This window comes from Luteimonas sp. S4-F44 (genome assembly GCF_022637415.1).
GTDB lineage: Bacteria > Pseudomonadota > Gammaproteobacteria > Xanthomonadales > Xanthomonadaceae > Luteimonas.
The window spans coordinates 3439681-3457458 of the sequence record NZ_CP093340.1 but is presented as its reverse complement, the minus strand read 5'-3'; the positions used below and the strand labels follow the sequence as shown (position 1 = coordinate 3457458).

Sequence of the window (17778 nt, the reverse complement as noted above, 5' to 3'; positions counted from 1 at the left end):
AAGAGTCGATTAACGCTGCGACCCCGTTCGCGTGGTACTCAGGCCGACAGGTGGCCGATCGCCGCGACGCTGCCCAGCCGGTCGGCGAGCCCCTGCAACAGCGCCAGGCGGTTGCCGCGCAGCGCCGGGTCGTCGGCGTTCACCATCACCGCGTCGAAGAACGCATCGACCTGCGGACGCAGCCGCGCCAGCCGCGTCAGCGCCGCGACGTAGTCGCCCTGGGCCAACGCCGGCCCGGTCTCGCCGTGCGCGGCCGCGACCGCTTCGGCCAGCGCCGCTTCGGCCGGTTCGCGCAGCAGCGCCGCGTCCACGGCGCCGGGAATCGCGTCGTCGGCCTTGCGCAGGATGTTGCGGATGCGCTTGTCGGCGGCGGCAAGCGCGGCGGCTTCGGGCAACTGCGCGAACGTGCCGATCGCATCGATGCGCCGGTCGAGGTCGTACAGCGAGCCCGGGCGCAGCGCGGCGACCGCGGCCAGGTGCGCGGCCGGCACACCGCGGTCGGCGTAGTAGCCCTTCAGACGCTCGAGCACGAAGTCATACAGTTCGCCCGCATCGGCCGACGCGGTGGCGCCGTCCTTGCCGGTCGGCAGCGCGCCGACGCGCTCGACCGCAGCGGCGAGCAGCTGGTGCAGGTCGAGATCGAAGCCGCTCTCGATCAGTGTGCGCGCCAGTCCCAGCGCGGTGCGGCGCAGCGCGAACGGGTCCTTGTTGCCGGTCGGCTTGAGGCCTGCGGCGAAACCGCCGGCCAGGGTGTCCAGGCGTTCGGCGATCGCCAGCACCTTGCCCAGCGCCGAAAGCGGGATGTCGTCGCCGGCAAAGCGCGGCTGCCAGGCCTCGTCGAGCGCGTCCGCCAACGCGCTGCGGTCGTCGTCCGACAGGCCGGCCAGCGCCGGGTCGTGCCGGGCGTAGTAGCGGCCGGCGATGCCCTGCAGTTCCGGGAACTCGCCGACCATCCGCGATTGCAGATCGGCCTTCGACAGCGCCGCCGCGCGCTGCGCGAGTGCGGCGTCGACGCTGACCTGCGGCGCGATGACCTGGGCCAGCGCGGCCACCCGCGCCACCTTGTCGGCGATGCTGCCGAGCTTGGCCTGGTAGGTCACCGTCCGCAGCCCCTCGTTCATCGCCGACAGGCCCTGCTTGAGATCTTCGTCGAAGAAGAACTTGGCATCGGCGAAGCGCGGACGGATCACCCGCTCGTAGCCCTTGGCGACCTCCGCCGGGTCCTTGGAGACGATGTTGGCGATGCCGATGAAGTACTCGGTCAGCCGGCCGTCGCGCAGCACCGGGAAGAACTTCTGGTTCGCTTCCATCGTCGCGATCAGTGCCTCCTGCGGCACGGCCAGGAACTCGGCCTCGAACGTGCAGGCCACTGCGCTCGGCCATTCGACCAGGCAATTCACCTGCTCGAGATTGTCGGCCTCGATGCGCGCCTGGCCGCCAACCGCGCGCGCCGCGGCGTCGACCGCATCGGCAATCGCCCGGCGCCGGACATCGGGATCGACCAGCACCGAGGCTGCGCGCAGCGCCTCGACGTAGTCGCCGGGGGCGGTGATGGCCACCGGCGCATCGTGCATGAAGCGGTGACCGCGGCTGTCGCGACCGGCGCGTGCGCCGAACAGTTCGGCCTCCACGACCGCATCGCCGTGCAGCGCCACCAGCCAGTGCACCGGGCGTGCGAACGCGTACGCATGCGCGCCCCAGCGCATCGGCTTGGGGATCGGCATCGCCGCGATCGCCTCGCGCAGCACCTCGGGCAGCAGCGCGGCGGTGGTTGCGCCAGCGCTTGCGGTGCGGTGCACGAAGCGCTCGCCCTTGGCGTCGGCGGTCTTCTCCAGTTGGGTCCAGTCGACCCCGACCTTTGCGGCGAAGCCCTGCAGGGCTTTCGTCGGCTGGCCGTCGGCATCGAGCGCGATGTTGAGATACGGCCCCAGCACTTCGCCACGCTGTTCGGGCTGCTCGGCGGCGACGCCGGGCAGCAGCACCGCCAGGCGCCGCGGCGTGTACAGCGGCTTCGCATCGCCGCGGACCACTTTGATGCCGCGCTTGTCCAGCGCCGCGATCACGCCGTCGAAGAACGCCTGGGCCAGGCCGGGCAAGGCCTTGACCGGCAGTTCTTCGGTGCCCAGTTCGATCAGCAGGGGCTTGGTGTCGGTCATGCGGAAGGACCCTTTTTCTCTTCGCCCGCCGTGCCCGCGGTGCGGGGGAGGGCCGTGTCGACCGCCGGACGGCGGATCATGGAACGTCGTGATGCGCAGCGGATCGGGGGCAGGCTCAGGCCGCGGCGTCCGCGGGCGCGGGGTCGCGCTTGAGCCGCGGGAAGCCGAGCTTCTCGCGCTGCGCGTAATAGGCCTTGGCGACCGCCTGGGCCAGCGTGCGCACGCGCAGGATGTAGCGCTGGCGTTCGGTGACGCTGATGGCGCGGCGCGCGTCGAGCAGGTTGAAGCTGTGGCTGGCCTTGCACACCTGCTCGTAGGCCGGCAGCGGCAGCCCGAGCTCGACGAGCTTGAGCGCCTCGGCCTCGCAGTGGTCGAAGCGATGGAACAGCTCGGCGACGTCGGCGTGCTCGAAGTTGTAGGTGCTCTGCTCGACTTCGTTCTGGTGGTAGACGTCGCGGTAAGTGACCGGCGTGCCGTCCGGGCCATGGGTCCATACGATGTCGAACACGTTGTCGACGTTCTGCAGATACATGCAAAGCCGCTCGAGACCGTAGGTGATCTCGCCCAGCACCGGACGGCATTCCAGTCCGCCGGCCTGCTGGAAATAGGTGAACTGGGTCACCTCCATGCCGTTGAGCCAGACTTCCCAGCCCAGGCCCCAGGCGCCGAGCGTCGGCGATTCCCAGTTGTCCTCGACCAGCCGCAGGTCGTGCACCTGCGGGTCGATGCCCAGCTCGCGCAGCGAGCCGAAGTACAGCTCGACGATGTTGTCGGGATTGGGCTTGAGCGCGACCTGGTACTGGTAATAGCGCTGCAGGCGGTTGGGATTGTCGCCGTAGCGGCCGTCGGTGGGGCGGCGGCAGGGCTGCACGTACGCCGCGTTCCACGGCTCGGGGCCCAGCGCCTGCAGGAACGTCGCCGGGTGGAAGGTGCCCGCGCCGACCTCCAGGTCCAGCGGCTGGATCAGCACGCAGCCCTGACGGGCCCAGTAGGCGTTGAGCGTGAGGATCAGCTCCTGGAACGTCGGTCCGGTCATCGAAAATAGGGCGTGGCGGCGGCGCGCTAGTATAGCGGTCCACGCCATGCCGCCCGCCGCGCCAGGCGGCTGCGGCCACGGAGGGAACAGGCTTGAACGAACCCCGGATGCCGCCGCCGCCCGCAGGCCACAAGGCCGGCGCGCCCGTCGCGCGGTTGCCGATCGGGCGGTTGACGTTCGAGCCGGTCGTCGCCGCGCTGGTCGCCGACGGCCTGCTGGCACCGGCCGACGCCGAGCGCGCGCGCGTGGGCGGGCGCGCGACCCGCGGCCTGGAGGCGGTGCATCCGCTGGTGCTGCTGGCCAATCTCAAGCTGCCTTCGGCGCTGCGCCCCGGGCGCGAGCTGGGCCTGGAGGCCTTGACGCAATGGCTGGCGCAGCGCACCGGGCACGCCTATCTGCGCATCGATCCGACGAAGATCGTCGTGGCTGACGTGACCGATCTGGTCTCGCACGCCTACGCCCGCCGGCACCGCATCCTGCCGGTCGAGGTCACGCCCCAGCATGCCCGCATCGCGACCAGCGAACCGCTGGCGCTCGACTGGTTGCCCGATCTGCAGCGTCTGCTGCGGCGGGACATCGACCTGGTCGTCGCCAACCCGCTCGACCTGCACCGCTACACGATGGAGTTCTTCGGCGTCACGCGCTCAGTGCGCGGCGCGCGCGACCTGCGCGACGGCGGCGGGAGTGCGCCGTCGTTCGAACAACTAGTCGAACTCGGCCGCTCGGGCGACGTCAACGCCGACGACCAGCACATCGTGCACATCGTCGATTGGCTGCTGCAGTACGCCTACGAGCAGCGCGCCTCGGACATCCACCTCGAGCCGCGCCGCGACGTCGGCCGCGTGCGTTTCCGCATCGACGGCGTGCTGCACAAGGTGTTCGAAATGCCGCCGCCGGTGATGACCGCAGCGGTCAGCCGCATCAAGGTACTTGGGCGCATGGACCTGGCCGAGCGCCGACGGCCGCAGGACGGCCGCATCAAGACCCGCTCGCCGGGTGGGCGCGAGGTGGAGATGCGCCTGTCGACGATGCCGACCGCCTTCGGCGAGAAGTGCGTGATGCGCATCTTCGATCCCGATACCGCGTTCAAGACGATCGCGCAGCTGGGCTTCGACGCGGGGGAGGAGACGGCCTGGAACGACCTGGTGCAGCGCCCACACGGCATCGTGCTCGTCACCGGGCCCACCGGCTCGGGCAAGACCACGACGCTGTACTCGACACTGCGAGCGCTGGCCACGCCCGACGTCAACGTGTGCACGGTCGAGGACCCGATCGAGATGGTCGCCGTCGAACTCAACCAGATGCAGGTGCACGCCGCGATCGACCTCACGTTCGCCCAGGGCGTGCGCACGCTGCTGCGCCAGGACCCGGACATCATCATGATCGGCGAGATCCGCGATCTCGACACCGCGCAGATGGCGGTGCAGGCCGCGCTGACCGGCCACTTGGTGCTCTCCACGCTGCACACCAACGACGCGCCGTCGGCGGTGACGCGACTGCTCGACCTGGGCCTGCCGCACTATCTGATCGCGTCCACGCTCAACGGCGTGCTCGCCCAGCGCCTGGTGCGCACGCTGTGCCCGCACTGCCGGACCGCGCGCGCAGTCGACCCGGACGGCTGGCACGCGCTGGTCGGCCCCGACGGCCCGCCACCGCCGTCGCAGGCCTGCGGTCCGGTCGGCTGCCTGGAATGCCGCAACACCGGCTACCTGGGGCGCGTCGGTCTCTACGAACTGATGCCGGTGACGCCGGCGCTGCGCGCACTGATCCAGCCGGAGATGTCGCTGGCCGGCTTCGCCCACGCGGCGGTCGGCGCCGGCCTGCGCACATTGCGCCTGGCCGGCGCGGAGAAGATCGCGCAGGGGCTGACGACGGTCGAGGAAGTGATGACGGTGCTGCCGCCACGCGAGTAGGCGTTGCGGTTCGTGCCGCCCTCACGCCGCATCGCCCCGTCCCTCGTGAACGGTGCATGGCGGTCTGGACGGGTGGACGCTGGGCGCGGGGCCGCTTTCCCGCGCCGAGTCGCTACGCTTGCGGCCTCTCCCACGTCCCCACTGCACGATGGCGCCCGATCTCCCCATTCTGATTCTGCAAACCGGACGGCCCGTTCCGTCGATGCGCCGCTACGGCGGTTTCGCGCACTGGATCCGGGTGGCCGCCGGGCTGACGTGCGACCAGGTCGCGGTGGTCGATGTCGAAGGCGGTGCGTCGTTGCCGCCGATCGACGCGGTGCGGGCGACGATCGTCACCGGCTCGGGCGCAATGGTCACCGACCGCGCCGACTGGAGCGAGCGCAGTGCGGCCTGGCTGCGCGATGCCGCGCAGGCGGGCAGGCCGCTGCTGGGCATCTGCTATGGCCACCAGTTGATCGCCCATGCGCTCGGCGGCGAGGTCGGCGCCAATCCCCACGGGCGCGAGATGGGCACGGTGGAGATCGAAACGCTGGCCGCCGTCCGCGACGATCCGCTGTTCAGGGGGCTGCCGTCGCGGTTCACCGCGCAGGCCACGCACCTGCAGAGCGTGCTGACGCTGCCCGCCGGCGCGGTGCCGCTCGCCCGCTCGGCGCTCGAGCCGCACCATGCCTTCCGCTGGGGCGAGCGGGTCTGGGGCGTGCAGTTCCATCCCGAGTTCAGTGCCACACATATGCGCGGCTACATCCGCGCCCGGGCGCAGTCGCTGCGCGAGGAGGGCGCCGATCCGGCGGTGATGCTGGCCGCGGTGCGGGCCGCGCCGCATGCGCGCACGGTGCTGCGACGTTTTGCGGCCGTTTGCGGCCGGCTGCCGGGGCCACCGGCCGGGTAGCGGCGCTGCCCGCCGCCGCGCCGTCTGCGCGCCGCGTGCATCGGCACTGCAGTACGATGACCGGCCTTGTGGCATGACGCCATGTGCGGAATGGGAAGCAGTGGGATGACGATTCGGAGCGTGGGAGCGGGCCACGGCTGGCAGTGGCTGGTGCAGGCGGTCAACGTCGGCCGCGGCAATCCCCGGGCGGTGTACGGCGCAGTGGCCATTGTGTCGCTGTTGGCGCTGCTGCCCAGCGTGCTGCAGTTGGTTCTACAGCTCGCGTTCGGGCTCGACGCGCAGTCGCAACTGATGGTGATCGGCGCGATCTCGCTGCTCTCGATCCTGGTCTATCCGCTGCTGATCGGCGGCGTGTTGCGGGTCATCGATGCCGTCGAGCAGGGCCGGCCGGCACGACCCGGCGATCTGTTCTCGGTGTTCTCGATCGGCGCCGGGCGCCTGGTCGGGTTCGGCCTGCTGATGGGCGCGCTCTACATCGCCACGTTCTATGCGTTGGTCAGCCTGTTCGGTGAAGGCGTGCCGGAGTGGTACATGGAGATCATGACGATCACCCAGGAGATGGGCGCCAGCCAGAGCCCGCCGTCGGCGCCGCCCGAGCTGCCGATGCCGCCGGCGGGCATCGGCCCGTTAATGGCGCTGGGCCTGCTGTTCGGCATGCTCTATGCGACGATCTATGCGATCGGTCTGGGCCAGGTCGCGCTCGGCGGGCGCAGCGTGTTCGCCGCGTTCGGCGACGGCGTGATGGCCACGCTCAAGAACGTGCTGCCGGTGCTGGTGATCGCTGCGCTGGCGATGGCCGGTGGCGTTGCGCTGGTCCTGGTGTTCGGCGTGGTGGCGTCGCTGGTGACGATCGTCGCCGGGCTGCTGCATCCGGCGCTGGGCGCGTTCCTGGTGCTGCCCATGTACCTGGTGCTGCTGCTGGTGCTGTACGTGGTGATGTTCGGCGCGATGTACTTCATGTGGCGCGACATCTGCGGCGATGCCGCGGCGCCCGCCGGACCGGCCCCGGGCTCAACGATCGAGCTGTAGCCAGGCGCGGGCGGCTACAGCCCCAGCGTCGCGTCCAGCGCGGCGGTCACACTGCGGTCGACGGCGTGCATCAGCCAGGCCAGCAGCAGGAAGCAGGCCGGCAACTGCAGCGCCAGCCACAGCCGCACGGGCAGGGCCATCGGCCGCGCATCGATGCGCACCACGTGGGTGCCGGCGATGCGGTCGTGCAGCGCCTGGTGGCGTGGGGCGAGCCCGGCCAACGCGTGACCGATGTTGAGGCTGGCCCACGACAGCAGGCCCGCGGCCTGACGCAGCGCCGCGCGCGCCGGACTGGGCGGTAGGCCGTCGTCGTCGACCACGCGCAGGCCCAGCAGGCGCTTGCCCGGGGTCGCCTGCCAGCGCGAGCCTTCGAATCCCGCGAACCAGACCAGCGCGAGCAGCGCGAACGCCAGCATCGGCGGCAGCAGCCAAGCGCTGACCGCGAACGACAACTGGCCGACCGCGGCGTGCAGCGCAGGATCGGTGAACCAGGTCCGCGCCAGCGCCGCCGGCGCGATGCCGCGGTCGGCGGCGTCGGCCATCGTGCCGGCCATCGCGAGGCTCAGTGCGTCGAGCGCCTCGCCGCAGGCGGCCAGGCCCGCGCACAGGCGGCGATGCAACAACGCGACGACGACCACCGTGATTGCGGCCGCGTCCAGCGACCAGGCCGCATAGCGGCGCGGCAGCGACGTCGGCGCGCCCGCGCTCATGCGCGGTCTTGCAGCGGGCCGGGCTTGGGCGCCAGCAACCGCGCCGCGATGATGCCGGCCTCGTAGAGCAGGCACATCGGCACGGCCAGCATCAGCTGGGAGACCACGTCGGGCGGCGTGATCACCGCCGCCAGGATGAACACGCCGACCACTGCGTAGCCGCGCGCCTCGCGCAACTGGTCGGTGGTCACCCAGCCCAGCAGCACCAGGATCACCAGTGCCACCGGCAGCTCGAAGCTCAGGCCAAACGCCAGGAAGATCACCAGCACAAAGTTCAGGTAGGCGTTGATGTCGGTCATCATCGCCACGCCATCGGGGGTGACCAGGGTCAGGAACCGGAACACCGAAGGCAGCACGAAAAAGAAGGCGAACGCGCAGCCGATGTAGAACAGCCCGACCGCCGAGGCCAGCAGTGGCAGCGCCAGGCGCTTCTCGCGCTTGTACAGACCCGGCGCGACGAACGCCCAGGCCTGGTACAGCAGCCAGGGCATGGTCACCACCAGTGCGGTGAAAAAGGCGAGTTTGAGCGGCGCGAAGAACGGCGAGGCGACCTCGACCGCGATCAGATGCGCGCCGTCGGGCAGTTTGTCGAGCAGCGGCTGGGCCAGCAGGCCATACAGGCGATTGGCGAACGGCAGCAAGGCCAGCAGCACGATGCCGGTGCCGGCCAGGCCGCGCATCAGCCGCATGCGCAGCTCGATCAGATGATCGACCAGGCTGCCCTCACCTGCGTCGTCGTCAGCGTGCCGCGCCATCGCCGGCCTCCTGGGGGACGCGCGGGGGCGTGGTCGGATCGGCGGCGATCGCGCCCGGCGGCAGGGCAGGCATCTCGGCCTCGTCGGCGGGCGGGGGCGAGAGCGGCGCCTCGGTCACGGCCGGCGTGTCCGGCACGCGGCGGGCTTCGTCGGCGAGTTCGTCGGCGCCGCGACGCACGGCGTCGAACTCGTCACGTACCTTGCTCTGGGCATCGCGCAACTGGGTGCCGACATCCGCGATCGACCGCTGCGCGTCCTGGACACTGCGCTTGAGCTCCTCGGCCTCGAGTTCGCGTTCCAGTTCGGCCTTGACCGAATGCCACTGGGTGCGCGCGCGGCGCACCCACAGCCCGGCGAAACGCGCGGCCTTGGGCAATCGCTCCGGGCCGAGCACGATCAACGCGACCACCGCGATGATCAGCAGTTCGCCGGACCCGATCCCGAACATCGTCGCGCGCGTCGATCCCGCGATCAGCGCGGGGTGTGGTCTTCGCGTCGTGCGCGGTCGGCGGCCGACTCCGACTCGCGCGACTGGTCATCGAGACGCTCGGGCGGCACGTCGTCGTCGTGCATGCCCTTCTTGAAGCCCTTGACCGCCTCGCCGAGGTCGCGCCCGGCGCCGCGCAGCCGCTTGGTGCCGAACACCAGCAGCACGACGAGCAGGACGATGAGCCAATGCCAGATGCTGAAACTGCCCATGGCGGGACCAGTCTGATTCGAGTGGACGGCTAGGATAGCGCACCGGCCACACCTGCCGGCCTCACGCGTCTCCTCGTCGCCGGCCCCTCCGCTGGGTTACGGCAGTTGCTCGACCTGGGCGGGCTGGTCGTTGACCGTTTCGAAGGGCTGCGGGGCCGGATCGTGCGACTGCACCGGCACCGTGGTCGCTTCGGGCACGTTGTGGATAGGCGGCGCCGGCTGCGCGGCGCGGGGGGCGACCGCGGCGCCGCCGCGGGCCACACGCGCGGTGGCGCTGGCTTCTTCCAGGCGATCGCGGAAATCGACGATCGGGCCCGACGGTTCCTGGCCGGGGCGGTTTTCGAGGATCGCGCGCGGCGTGGTGGTATTGCCGTAGACCGCGACATTGGCCTCGTCGTCGATCGACAGCACCGCACCATCGAGCGCGACGCCGGCGAACAGGCCGCGCGCGCGCGACCACGACCAGATCTCGGCCTTGAGCTGGCCGTCGGTCAGAGCCGCCGCATTGCGGCCCACCGGGCCGGCGGCAACGCCGGCATCGGCGCCGAGCGTGAACTTGCCGTTGACGATCGATTCGAGGCTGCGTTCGTTGCGGAACACCAGCACCACGTCCGAGGACTGCACGCCCGCCTGCAGGCCGATGCTGCCGCCGGTGAGCTTGACGAAGGCCGGGTTGGACCAGGTGCCGTCGGCGGTCCGCACCGACAGCAGGCCGTGGCCACGACGGCCGCCGATCACCAGGCCGGCCTTGACGGTGTCGGGGATCACGATAATCGCGCGGGCCTCGTCGAGCAGCTTGTCCGGGATGCCGGACTCGGGGATCGCCTGGATTTCGTTGAGCACGCGCACCGCATTCCGGGCGCGCGCCTCTTCCTGCGGACCGGCGAAAGCGGGACCTGCGACAAGTACGACGGCGAGACCGGCGACCAGCAGAGAACGACGCGGGGACAGGCGCATGGAGGGCTCCGGAGACTAAGAAGGGGCGAACGCGCAACGCCGCGCGGAGCGGCCGATTCAGGCTAGTGACGATGCCATGAATCGTGCATGAGTTCGGCCGGTCGCAGCGCACGCGCGTGTCGGCTGCATTGCAGCGGCCGGCCTGCCATCCTATGCGGATGTCCGCTCACTCGCTTCTGTCTGGCGCCGCGCCGGTCCCCACCGCCGTGTTGATCGTCAATCTCGGCACGCCCGATGCACCCACCGCCGATGCGGTGCGGGCGTATCTGGACGAGTTCCTGTCCGATCCGCGCGTGGTGCGCCTGCCGCGCTGGCTGTGGCTGCCGTTGCTGCGCTGGGTGATCCTGCCGCGGCGCTCGCCGAAGGTCGCGCACAAGTACGCCGAGATCTGGCTCAATGGCGGCTCGCCGCTGGCGGTGTACACGCGTCGGCTGGCCGACGCGGTCGATGCGCGGATGCCCGAGCTGCGTGTGGTCCACGCGATGCGCTACGGCCGCCCGGCGCTGGCGCAGGCGATGAGCGCGTTGGCCGCTGAGGGCATCCGCCGGATCCTGGTCCTGCCGTTGTATCCGCAGTACTCGACGACGACCACCGCCTCGGTCGCCGACCGCATCGCGCAGACGCCGATCGACGGCGTCGAGGTCCGCATGATCGAGGACTACGCCCGCGATCCGGGCTGGCTGCAGGCGCTGGCCGGTTCGGTGCACGCGCACCGTCAGGCGCACGGTCGCGGCGAGGTGCTGCTGTGCTCGTTCCACGGCATTCCGCAGCGGATCGTCGACCAGGGCGATCCCTACGCCGAGCGCTGCGAGGCGACATTCCGCGGTCTGGTGGACGCGCTGGGTCACGATGCCGGCGATTGCCGCATGGCCTACCAGTCCCGCTTCGGCGCCGGCAAATGGCTGCAGCCGGCGACCGACGCGACCCTGGTCGCGATGGCCAAGGCGGGCGTGCGCGAGGTCGATGTGCTGTGCCCGGGCTTTCCGGCCGACTGCCTGGAGACGCTCGAGGAAATCGCGATGCAGAACGCCGAGCTGTTCGTCGCCAATGGCGGCACGCGGCTGCGTTACATCCCCTGCCTCAACGACGCCCCCGCGCATGCCAACGCGATGGCCGCGCTGCTGCGCCGCGAACTGGATGCATGGGCATGAGCGGTGTGGACTTCGCGCTGGAGATCGGCATCGGCACCGTGCGCGGCCTGCGTTACGGCACGCCGGGCGCGCGTCGGGTGCTGGCGTTGCACGGCTGGCTCGACAACGCCGCGAGCTTCGCTCCACTGGCCGGATATCTTGATGGGATCGAGCTGGTCGCGCCCGACCTGCCCGGGCACGGCCGCAGCGCGCACATGCCCGAGGGCACCGACTACACCTTCGTCGGCGCAGTGCACCAGGTGCTCGACATCGCCGATGCGCTGCAGTGGGATCGCTTTGCATTGCTGGGCCATTCGATGGGGGCGGGCATCGCCAGCCTGGTTGCCGCCGCGTGCCCGGCGCGGATCGAGCGGCTGGTTGCGATCGAAGCGCTCGGGGCCTTGCCCGAGACCGAGGACAACACCGTCGTGCGTCTGCGCGAAGCGGTGACGTCGGCGCGCGGGCTGGGCGAGCGGCCCTTGCGGGTGTTCCCCAATCTCGATGCACCGGTCCGTACGCGCATGCGCGTCAACGCACTGTCGGAAGGTTCGGCGCGTGGGTTGGTCGAGCGCGGCGTGCAGAAGGTCGACGGCGGCTACGTGTGGTGCAGCGATCCGCGGCTGACTGTGCCGACTGCGGTGCGTATGACGCCCGGCCAGGTCGATGCGTTGGTGGCCGGCATCGAATGCCCGACCCGGGTGATTTACGCCGACCCGCCGCAGGACTACCTGCCCGAGCCCGATCGCAGCCGCCGTGCGCGCCTGCTGCCCGAGGGCGACCTGGTCGTTCTCCCGGGCGGGCACCACCTGCACATGGAGCAGCCCGATGCGGTCGCCGCGGCGATCGGGGATTTCCTCCGGCGTTGAGTTCGCCGCGGCGCGTGTCGACCGGCGCTCAGCCCGTCAGCAGCGCATGCAGCGTGCCCTTGAGCCGTCGCCCTTCGCTGCGGAAATAGTCGCGCGCCCGGCGCCAGTCGGGACAACGCGCCTCGACTTCGCGCCAGAACGCGCGCGAGTGGTCGGCATGTACCAGATGGCAGAGCTCGTGGACCAGCACGTACTCGAACGCCGACGGTGCGCCGAGCACCAGCGCCAGGTCGAGCGCGAGTGTGCCGTCGGGCGCCAGCGAGCCCCATTGCGATGACATCGGCCGGATGCGGATCCGCGACGGCGTGCGCGGCAGGCCCGGCAGATAGCCGGGCAACCAGCGCGCGACATCGGCGCGTGCCTGGGCTTCGTAGAACTCGCGCAGCGCGCGCTGCAGCGCCGCCGGTCCGGCCTGGGCGGGCGCTGCGAACACCAGATGCGCGTCCTCCGCGCGGACGTGCGCGAAGCGGCCGGGTTGCCAATCCACCGCCAGCAGCGCGCCGCGCAGCGGCAAGTGCGTGGTCAGGTCGCGGCGCAGCGGCGGCGCCTCGCCGTGTTCGGCCAGCTGCTGGGCGAGCCAGGCGCGATGCTGCTGCACGAAGGCCTCACCGGACGCCAGACTGGCGCGCAGCGGCAACGTCAGGCGCGCGCCGCGCTCGCTGACGCTCAGACGGATGCGGCGCGCACGCGGATCGCGCACGCGCAGCACCTCGATCCGGCGGCCATCGTCGAGCTGGACTTCGAGCGTGTCGCGACGCACCGATGCGGCGGTCAGGGACGAAGCGATCAGGCGCGAGGACGGCGGCATGCGTGCAGTGTACGGCGCGCGCAGCGCGCGCCTGCGCTCATTCGACCTTCGACAGCTTGAACGCGCCCTCGAGCACCTTGAACAAGCGCTTGAACTCGCCGCGCATCAGCGCAAACCGCGCATCGAGTTCGGCCTGGCGGTCGTCGGCATCGGTGTGCTCGAGCGTATCGAGTGCGCCGTCGAGCAACTTGAACTTGCGCACGATCAGATCCTCGCCGAGCACGAACTCGATCTGGTCGTCGAGCGTGAGCGCCAGCTTGGTCACCTGCTTGCCGGCGTCGAGATGGCGAGTGATCTCCTCGCACTGCAGGTCCTGGCGCTGGCATTTGACGATCGCGCCCTGGTCGGACGGGTCCTTGAGCTCGCATTCCTCACCCAGTGCCAGACCGTCGGGCAGCGGCTCGCCGGCGATCCAGCCGGTCATCACCGCGCGCGGCGAGGTCTCGGCATTGAGCGGCAGCGCTGGGAAGCTGCCCATCGCGGTGCGCACCTGACTGACCACGTTCTCGGCGCTCTTGCGGCTGGAGGTGTTGACCGCGATCACGCCCAGTTCCAGGTCGATCAACGCATCCGACCGCACCGGGCGCACGAACGCGCGCGGCAGCAGCTCCTGCAGGATGTCGTCCTTCATCTGCTTGCGCATCTTGCCGCCGGGTTTGCGCGCGTTCTTCTCCTCGTACTCCTCAATGCGCACGGCCAGGAACTCGTTGACCACCGCGCCGGGCAGGATCTTCTCCTGGCCGCCGACGGCCAGCCAGATGCCATCCTCCATGCGGTGGGTCAGTGCATCGGCCTCGCGGCCCAGCGCCGGCACGAAGCCGTGCGTGGACATCTCCAGCGGGCCGACGTCGCGCAGACGGAACTCGCCGACCTGGGTCTCCAGTTCGGACACATCGACGGAGGTGGGGAAGCGGAACAGGGTCAGATTCTTGAAGAACATCGAAAGGCCGTGATTGGGGATGGGGGATTAAAAAAAAGGAAAAAAAAGCCGTGGCGCCCGCCATCGCGTGCGCGGCCCGCCGCCACGTTATCGGACGCGGCGGCGGCGCGGCTCAGTCGCGGGCGTCGTGCGGCGCGCCGGCCAGCCAATCGTGCGCATCGGGCAAGGCCGCGCCGCGGCTGCCCAGCGACAGGAAGTCGAACAGCTTCGGATCGCTGAGCTGCGAGGGGCGGATGTCGCCGAGCGCGCGCGCGATGGTTTCGATGCGACCGGGGTGCGCCTTCTCCCACTGCGCCATCATCAGCCCGACCTGCTTGCGCTGCAGATTCTCCTGCGAGCCGCATAGGTTGCACGGGATGATCGGGAAGGCCTTGGCGTCGGCATAGGCGACGATGTCGGCCTCGGCGACATAAGCCAGCGGGCGGATCACCACGTGCTTGCCGTCGTCGCTGCGCAGCTTGGGCGGCATGCCGCTGAGCTTGGCGTGGAAGAACATGTTGAGGAAAAACGTGGCCACCAGGTCGTCGCGGTGGTGGCCCAGCGCGATCTTGGTGAAACCGTTGGCCTCGGCGTAGGTGTACAGCGCGCCACGACGCAGCCGCGAACACAGCGAGCACATCGTCTTGCCTTCGGGCACGACCCGCGAGACGACCGAATAGGTGTCCTGCTCGATGATGTGGAAATCCACGCCGAGCGTGCGCAGGTACTCGGGCAGGATGTGCTCGGGAAAACCGGGCTGCTTCTGGTCCAGGTTGACCGCAGTGATCGAAAACGACACCGGCGCCTTGGCCTGCAACTGCAGCAGGATGTCGAGCAGCGTGTAGCTGTCCTTGCCGCCCGACAGGCAGACCATCACCTTGTCGCCGTCCTCGATCATGCCGAAGTCGGCGATCGCGCGTCCCACCTGGTGGCGCAGGCGCTTGCCCAGCTTCTGGGTCTCGTGCGCGGCGCGGCGCGGGTCGAGTGTGCGGGGCAGGGGGTCTGGCAGGGGCAGGACGATGCTCATCGTCCATAGTCTAACGGGGGCGGTCGCTGCGGCTGCGACCGGCGTTCAGCCCGCGTGTCGCGTGCTGCCGGCCTGTGTGCCTATACTGCGGCCCGACCGTCGGCGCCCGTCGCGCCGCCCTTGGGAGACCCGCAGACGTGAAGCGCTGAGCCGACATCCGATCCGCCGTCCTCCGCGCGAGGACGTCCTTCGAGTCTGCGCACAGGTCACGTCATGTCCTTCGTTCCTTTCCCGGGCCCTGTCCCGGCCGGTGGTGTCCCGTCGGACGCCGCCCCTTTCGATCTCCTGCATGCCCACCACCTGACGGCGACGCTCGCCGACGGGCGGGTGCTCTACGCCGGTCTCGAATTACGCCTGCCCGCCGGGCCGAGCGCGCTGGTCGGCGACAATGGCAGCGGCAAGTCGACCCTGCTGCGGCAACTCGCCGGCGACCGATCCACCGAGGGCGGCCGGGTGCACCGCACCGCGGACCTGGCCTGGCTGCCGCAGGTGCCGGCGACGTTGCCGGCGCGGGTGATCGATCTGCTCGGCGACGGCCCGCGCCTGGATGCCCTGCGCCGACTGCTGGCCGGCGACGGCAGCGCCGAGGATGTGGTGCGCGTCGGCGAGGACTGGACGCTGGAGACGACCTGGCGCGCGCGTCTGGATGCCCTGGGGCTGGCGGGGGTCGCCCTGGACGCGGATCCGGCGCGGCTGTCGGGCGGCGAGCGCCAGCAACTGCGCCTGCTGGCGATCGCGCATTCGGCCGCGCCGATCCTGCTGCTCGACGAGCCGAGCACCTTCCTCGATACCGAGGCCTCGACGCATTGGCATGACGTGTTCGCGCGTCGCGGTGGCGCGGTGCTGGTGGCGAGCCACGACCCGGCGTGGCTGCATGCGATGCCGCGGTTGTTCGAACTGCGGGCCGGCGCGCTGCATCGTGTCGATGGCGGCCTTGCCACGTGGCGCGCCGTGCGCGCAGACCGCCTGCGCCAAGGCGAGGCGGCGTTGCACCAGGCGCGGGTCGCGCGGACACGGACCCAGCAGGCGGTCGCACGTGAGCGCGAGCGCCTGGAACGACGACAGGCCCGCGGCCGCCGCGCCGATCGCGACACCAACCAGTCGCCGCTGCTGCTCGATCGCCTCGCCGACAATGCCGAGCGCGGCCAGGGGCGCCGCCGGGTCGCGCTCACCCAGCGGCTCGACGCCGGGGAGCAGGCGGTGCGCGCGGCCTTCGATGCGCTCGATGCGCCCGCTGCGCCGCAGTTCGTGCAGGCGGCCGTGGCCTTGCCGCCGGGCCGGCAGGTGCTGGCCTTCGCGCAGGCGCATCCGACCTGCGCCCACCCGGTCGCCGCGCTCGACTGGCAGGCGAGCGGGCCGGTGCGGATCGGGCTGACCGGCCGCAACGGCAGCGGCAAGACCACCCTGCTGCGCGCGCTGCTCGGTCGGGCCAGGCTCGCCAGCGGCTCGGCCCGGGCGCTGGTGCCGGCGCAGACCCTCGACCAGCACCTCGACGGCCTGCCGGGCGAGATGGGGGCGCTGGACTGGCTGCAGGCGGCGATGCCCGGGCAGGTGCGCGCGACGATCGCGACCCGGCTCGCGTTGCTGGGGTTGGGCCGCGACCATGTCGAACGGCCGATGCGCACGCTCTCGGGCGGCGAGCGGATGCGCGTGGCGATCGCTGCGGCCGCGTGGGTCAGGCCGGCCGCGCCGTTGTTATTGCTCGACGAGCCGGCCAGTCACCTCGATCCGGCCAGCGTCGATGCGCTGGTCGCGCTGCTCCGCGCCTGGCCCGGTGCGCTGCTCGTGGTGTCCCACGATGCCGACCTGCTCGAGGCGATCGGGCTCGACATCGGCCTGCGACTGGATGCGGACCGACTGCGCCTGCACCCGCTGTGAGGCCGGCGTCCGGGCGTGCCCGGCGCCGGCCGCAGGGTCAGGGCACCCAGACCAGATTGCGGGTGTTGGCGTCGGTGCTGATGTCGCGCACGCGGCCCGAGCCGTCGAACAGCACCTGGAACTCGGCGAAGCTGCTGAGCCAATAGCGCCACAGCGGTGCATCGAGGTCGGGGTTCTCGCTGCTGATCGGATAGCCCAGCGAAGTGATGACCTGCTCGCGGGTCATGCCCGGGGTGATCTTGGCGCGGCGCACCGCCTCCTGCACCTTGGCCGGCCAGGTCGCGATCTTCGCCGCCGGGTCCTCGGTCACCACATAGCGGCGTGCGAAGGTGTCCAGATCCAGGTCGCGGCTGTAGTCGTTGCCGATCGCCTGGCGCTGGCCGTCGATCCGGACGTTGACGCGGTAGCGGCCGTGGCCAGTGACGCTGGCCGGGGTGCCGGCCGGGATCACCCGCTTGCCGTTCTCGGCGTAGTTGCTGTCGCTGATCCAGCTGCCATCGCTGCGCAGGTTGCAGCACAGGTAGCCGTCGTACTTGGACTCGGCGCTGGCGGAGGTGGCGCAGGCGACCAGCAGCGCGGCGCAGGCGATCGACAGAGAGCTTGCTTGGATTCGCATCGTGATCTTCCAGAGCGGACGCGGCCGGAGGCGCCGCGGATCGACGATGGGCGACGCGCCATCCCCCGACTGGCGCGATCGCATTCTTGCAGGACCGGGCGCAGGCGCCAAGCGGGGCCGCGACCGCTCGGGTAAGCTCACCGCCATGGCTTTCGAGCGTGCCGACGACTCCCCCGCCCAGCGTCTTGTCGCGCTGCGCGGCGAGCATCGCGAGCTCGACGCGTTGATCGACCGGCTGCAGCACGACCCGCTGCACGACGAGGTCATGCTCAAGCGCCTGAAGAAGCGCAAGCTGGCGCTGCGCGATGCGATCGCGCAGCTCGAATCGTCGCTGATCCCCGACGAACCGGCCTGAGCAGGCCAGTGCCGGCCGCAGAGGCCGTCGGCCGC

The 17778-nt window shown here is 70.8% G+C and carries 18 protein-coding genes; 7 read left to right on the top strand and 11 right to left on the bottom strand.

Going from position 1 to position 17778, the window contains the following annotated elements:
* Positions 1–38: 38 nt before the first annotated feature.
* Positions 39–2156 (bottom strand): glycine--tRNA ligase subunit beta, encoded by a 2118-nt coding sequence (gene glyS, locus MNO14_RS15630; RefSeq protein ID WP_241944596.1) that lies wholly within the window; start codon positions 2154–2156, stop codon positions 39–41.
* A gap of 115 nt (positions 2157–2271) precedes the next feature.
* Positions 2272–3192, bottom strand: coding sequence for a glycine--tRNA ligase subunit alpha (gene glyQ / locus MNO14_RS15625; RefSeq protein WP_241944595.1), 921 nt, complete (start codon positions 3190–3192; stop codon positions 2272–2274).
* Between the two features lie 107 nt (positions 3193–3299).
* Between glyQ and MNO14_RS15620 the strand changes: the two genes are divergently transcribed.
* From MNO14_RS15620 to MNO14_RS15610, 3 genes are all read left to right on the top strand, one after another.
* The gene (locus tag MNO14_RS15620; RefSeq protein ID WP_241946365.1) at positions 3300–5105 is read left to right on the top strand and encodes a GspE/PulE family protein; all 1806 of its coding nucleotides are present in this window, start codon (positions 3300–3302) and stop codon (positions 5103–5105) included.
* A gap of 148 nt (positions 5106–5253) precedes the next feature.
* Positions 5254–5994, top strand: a complete 741-nt coding sequence (locus tag MNO14_RS15615) for a glutamine amidotransferase (protein WP_241944594.1) — start codon at positions 5254–5256, stop codon at positions 5992–5994.
* Positions 5995–6114: 120 nt separating this feature from the next.
* Entirely contained in the window at positions 6115–7023 is a 909-nt protein-coding gene (locus tag MNO14_RS15610) for a hypothetical protein (protein WP_241944593.1), read from the top strand.
* Positions 7024–7037: 14 nt separating this feature from the next.
* Here MNO14_RS15610 and MNO14_RS15605 read toward each other — a convergent pair whose 3' ends face one another.
* The 5 genes from MNO14_RS15605 to MNO14_RS15585 form a co-directional block, all read right to left on the bottom strand.
* Positions 7038–7733, bottom strand: a complete 696-nt coding sequence (locus MNO14_RS15605; RefSeq protein WP_241944592.1) for an RDD family protein — start codon at positions 7731–7733, stop codon at positions 7038–7040.
* The gene (tatC, locus tag MNO14_RS15600) at positions 7730–8488 is read right to left on the bottom strand and encodes a twin-arginine translocase subunit TatC (RefSeq protein WP_241944591.1); all 759 of its coding nucleotides are present in this window, start codon (positions 8486–8488) and stop codon (positions 7730–7732) included. Before tatC ends, MNO14_RS15605 begins: the two co-directional genes overlap by 4 nt.
* Positions 8472–8936 (bottom strand): Sec-independent protein translocase protein TatB, encoded by a 465-nt coding sequence (gene tatB / locus MNO14_RS15595; RefSeq protein WP_241944590.1) that lies wholly within the window; start codon positions 8934–8936, stop codon positions 8472–8474. The genes tatC and tatB overlap by 17 nt, the downstream gene beginning before the upstream one ends.
* Before the next feature lie 23 nt (positions 8937–8959).
* Complete coding sequence (gene tatA, locus MNO14_RS15590; protein ID WP_241944589.1) at positions 8960–9187, bottom strand: Sec-independent protein translocase subunit TatA; 228 nt, start codon at positions 9185–9187, stop codon at positions 8960–8962.
* 96 nt (positions 9188–9283) lie between these two features.
* Positions 9284–10144: a lipid-binding SYLF domain-containing protein gene (locus MNO14_RS15585; protein WP_241944588.1), complete on the bottom strand. Its 861-nt coding sequence runs from the start codon at positions 10142–10144 to the stop codon at positions 9284–9286.
* Between the two features lie 158 nt (positions 10145–10302).
* On the opposite strand from MNO14_RS15585, the gene hemH reads away from it, so the two are divergent.
* A complete protein-coding gene (hemH, locus tag MNO14_RS15580) occupies positions 10303–11295 on the top strand; it encodes a ferrochelatase (protein WP_241944587.1) in 993 nt (330 codons plus the stop codon).
* Complete coding sequence (locus tag MNO14_RS15575; RefSeq protein WP_241944586.1) at positions 11292–12140, top strand: alpha/beta hydrolase; 849 nt, start codon at positions 11292–11294, stop codon at positions 12138–12140. The genes hemH and MNO14_RS15575 overlap by 4 nt, the downstream gene beginning before the upstream one ends.
* A gap of 28 nt (positions 12141–12168) precedes the next feature.
* Here MNO14_RS15575 and MNO14_RS15570 read toward each other — a convergent pair whose 3' ends face one another.
* The 3 genes from MNO14_RS15570 to ttcA form a co-directional block, all read right to left on the bottom strand.
* The gene (locus MNO14_RS15570; protein ID WP_241944585.1) at positions 12169–12948 is read right to left on the bottom strand and encodes a SprT family zinc-dependent metalloprotease; all 780 of its coding nucleotides are present in this window, start codon (positions 12946–12948) and stop codon (positions 12169–12171) included.
* A gap of 37 nt (positions 12949–12985) precedes the next feature.
* Complete coding sequence (locus MNO14_RS15565; RefSeq protein WP_183425268.1) at positions 12986–13888, bottom strand: recombination-associated protein RdgC; 903 nt, start codon at positions 13886–13888, stop codon at positions 12986–12988.
* 112 nt (positions 13889–14000) lie between these two features.
* The gene (gene ttcA / locus MNO14_RS15560; RefSeq protein WP_241944584.1) at positions 14001–14894 is read right to left on the bottom strand and encodes a tRNA 2-thiocytidine(32) synthetase TtcA; all 894 of its coding nucleotides are present in this window, start codon (positions 14892–14894) and stop codon (positions 14001–14003) included.
* Between the two features lie 213 nt (positions 14895–15107).
* Here ttcA and MNO14_RS15555 point away from each other — a divergent pair, with 213 nt between their 5' ends.
* A complete protein-coding gene (locus tag MNO14_RS15555; protein ID WP_241944583.1) occupies positions 15108–16772 on the top strand; it encodes an ATP-binding cassette domain-containing protein in 1665 nt (554 codons plus the stop codon).
* A gap of 37 nt (positions 16773–16809) precedes the next feature.
* On the opposite strand, the gene bamE is transcribed toward MNO14_RS15555, so the two are convergent.
* Positions 16810–17388, bottom strand: a complete 579-nt coding sequence (gene bamE, locus MNO14_RS15550; protein WP_241944582.1) for an outer membrane protein assembly factor BamE — start codon at positions 17386–17388, stop codon at positions 16810–16812.
* A 145-nt stretch (positions 17389–17533) separates the two neighbouring features.
* Between bamE and MNO14_RS15545 the strand changes: the two genes are divergently transcribed.
* Positions 17534–17743, top strand: a complete 210-nt coding sequence (locus MNO14_RS15545; protein ID WP_241944581.1) for a YdcH family protein — start codon at positions 17534–17536, stop codon at positions 17741–17743.
* The last annotated feature ends 35 nt before the right edge of the window (positions 17744–17778 follow it).

Coding starts and splice junctions, on each gene's coding strand:
- glyS (WP_241944596.1), bottom strand. CDS start 2,156: ATGACCGACACCAAGCCCCTGCTGATCGAACTGGGCACCGAAGAACTG.
- glyQ (WP_241944595.1), bottom strand. CDS start 3,192: ATGACCGGACCGACGTTCCAGGAGCTGATCCTCACGCTCAACGCCTAC.
- MNO14_RS15620 (WP_241946365.1), top strand. CDS start 3,300: ATGCCGCCGCCGCCCGCAGGCCACAAGGCCGGCGCGCCCGTCGCGCGG.
- MNO14_RS15615 (WP_241944594.1), top strand. CDS start 5,254: ATGGCGCCCGATCTCCCCATTCTGATTCTGCAAACCGGACGGCCCGTT.
- MNO14_RS15605 (WP_241944592.1), bottom strand. CDS start 7,733: ATGAGCGCGGGCGCGCCGACGTCGCTGCCGCGCCGCTATGCGGCCTGG.
- tatC (WP_241944591.1), bottom strand. CDS start 8,488: ATGGCGCGGCACGCTGACGACGACGCAGGTGAGGGCAGCCTGGTCGAT.
- tatB (WP_241944590.1), bottom strand. CDS start 8,936: ATGTTCGGGATCGGGTCCGGCGAACTGCTGATCATCGCGGTGGTCGCG.
- tatA (WP_241944589.1), bottom strand. CDS start 9,187: ATGGGCAGTTTCAGCATCTGGCATTGGCTCATCGTCCTGCTCGTCGTG.
- MNO14_RS15585 (WP_241944588.1), bottom strand. CDS start 10,144: ATGCGCCTGTCCCCGCGTCGTTCTCTGCTGGTCGCCGGTCTCGCCGTC.
- hemH (WP_241944587.1), top strand. CDS start 10,303: ATGTCCGCTCACTCGCTTCTGTCTGGCGCCGCGCCGGTCCCCACCGCC.
- MNO14_RS15575 (WP_241944586.1), top strand. CDS start 11,292: ATGAGCGGTGTGGACTTCGCGCTGGAGATCGGCATCGGCACCGTGCGC.
- MNO14_RS15570 (WP_241944585.1), bottom strand. CDS start 12,948: ATGCCGCCGTCCTCGCGCCTGATCGCTTCGTCCCTGACCGCCGCATCG.
- MNO14_RS15565 (WP_183425268.1), bottom strand. CDS start 13,888: ATGTTCTTCAAGAATCTGACCCTGTTCCGCTTCCCCACCTCCGTCGAT.
- ttcA (WP_241944584.1), bottom strand. CDS start 14,894: ATGAGCATCGTCCTGCCCCTGCCAGACCCCCTGCCCCGCACACTCGAC.
- MNO14_RS15555 (WP_241944583.1), top strand. CDS start 15,108: ATGTCCTTCGTTCCTTTCCCGGGCCCTGTCCCGGCCGGTGGTGTCCCG.
- bamE (WP_241944582.1), bottom strand. CDS start 17,388: ATGCGAATCCAAGCAAGCTCTCTGTCGATCGCCTGCGCCGCGCTGCTG.
- MNO14_RS15545 (WP_241944581.1), top strand. CDS start 17,534: ATGGCTTTCGAGCGTGCCGACGACTCCCCCGCCCAGCGTCTTGTCGCG.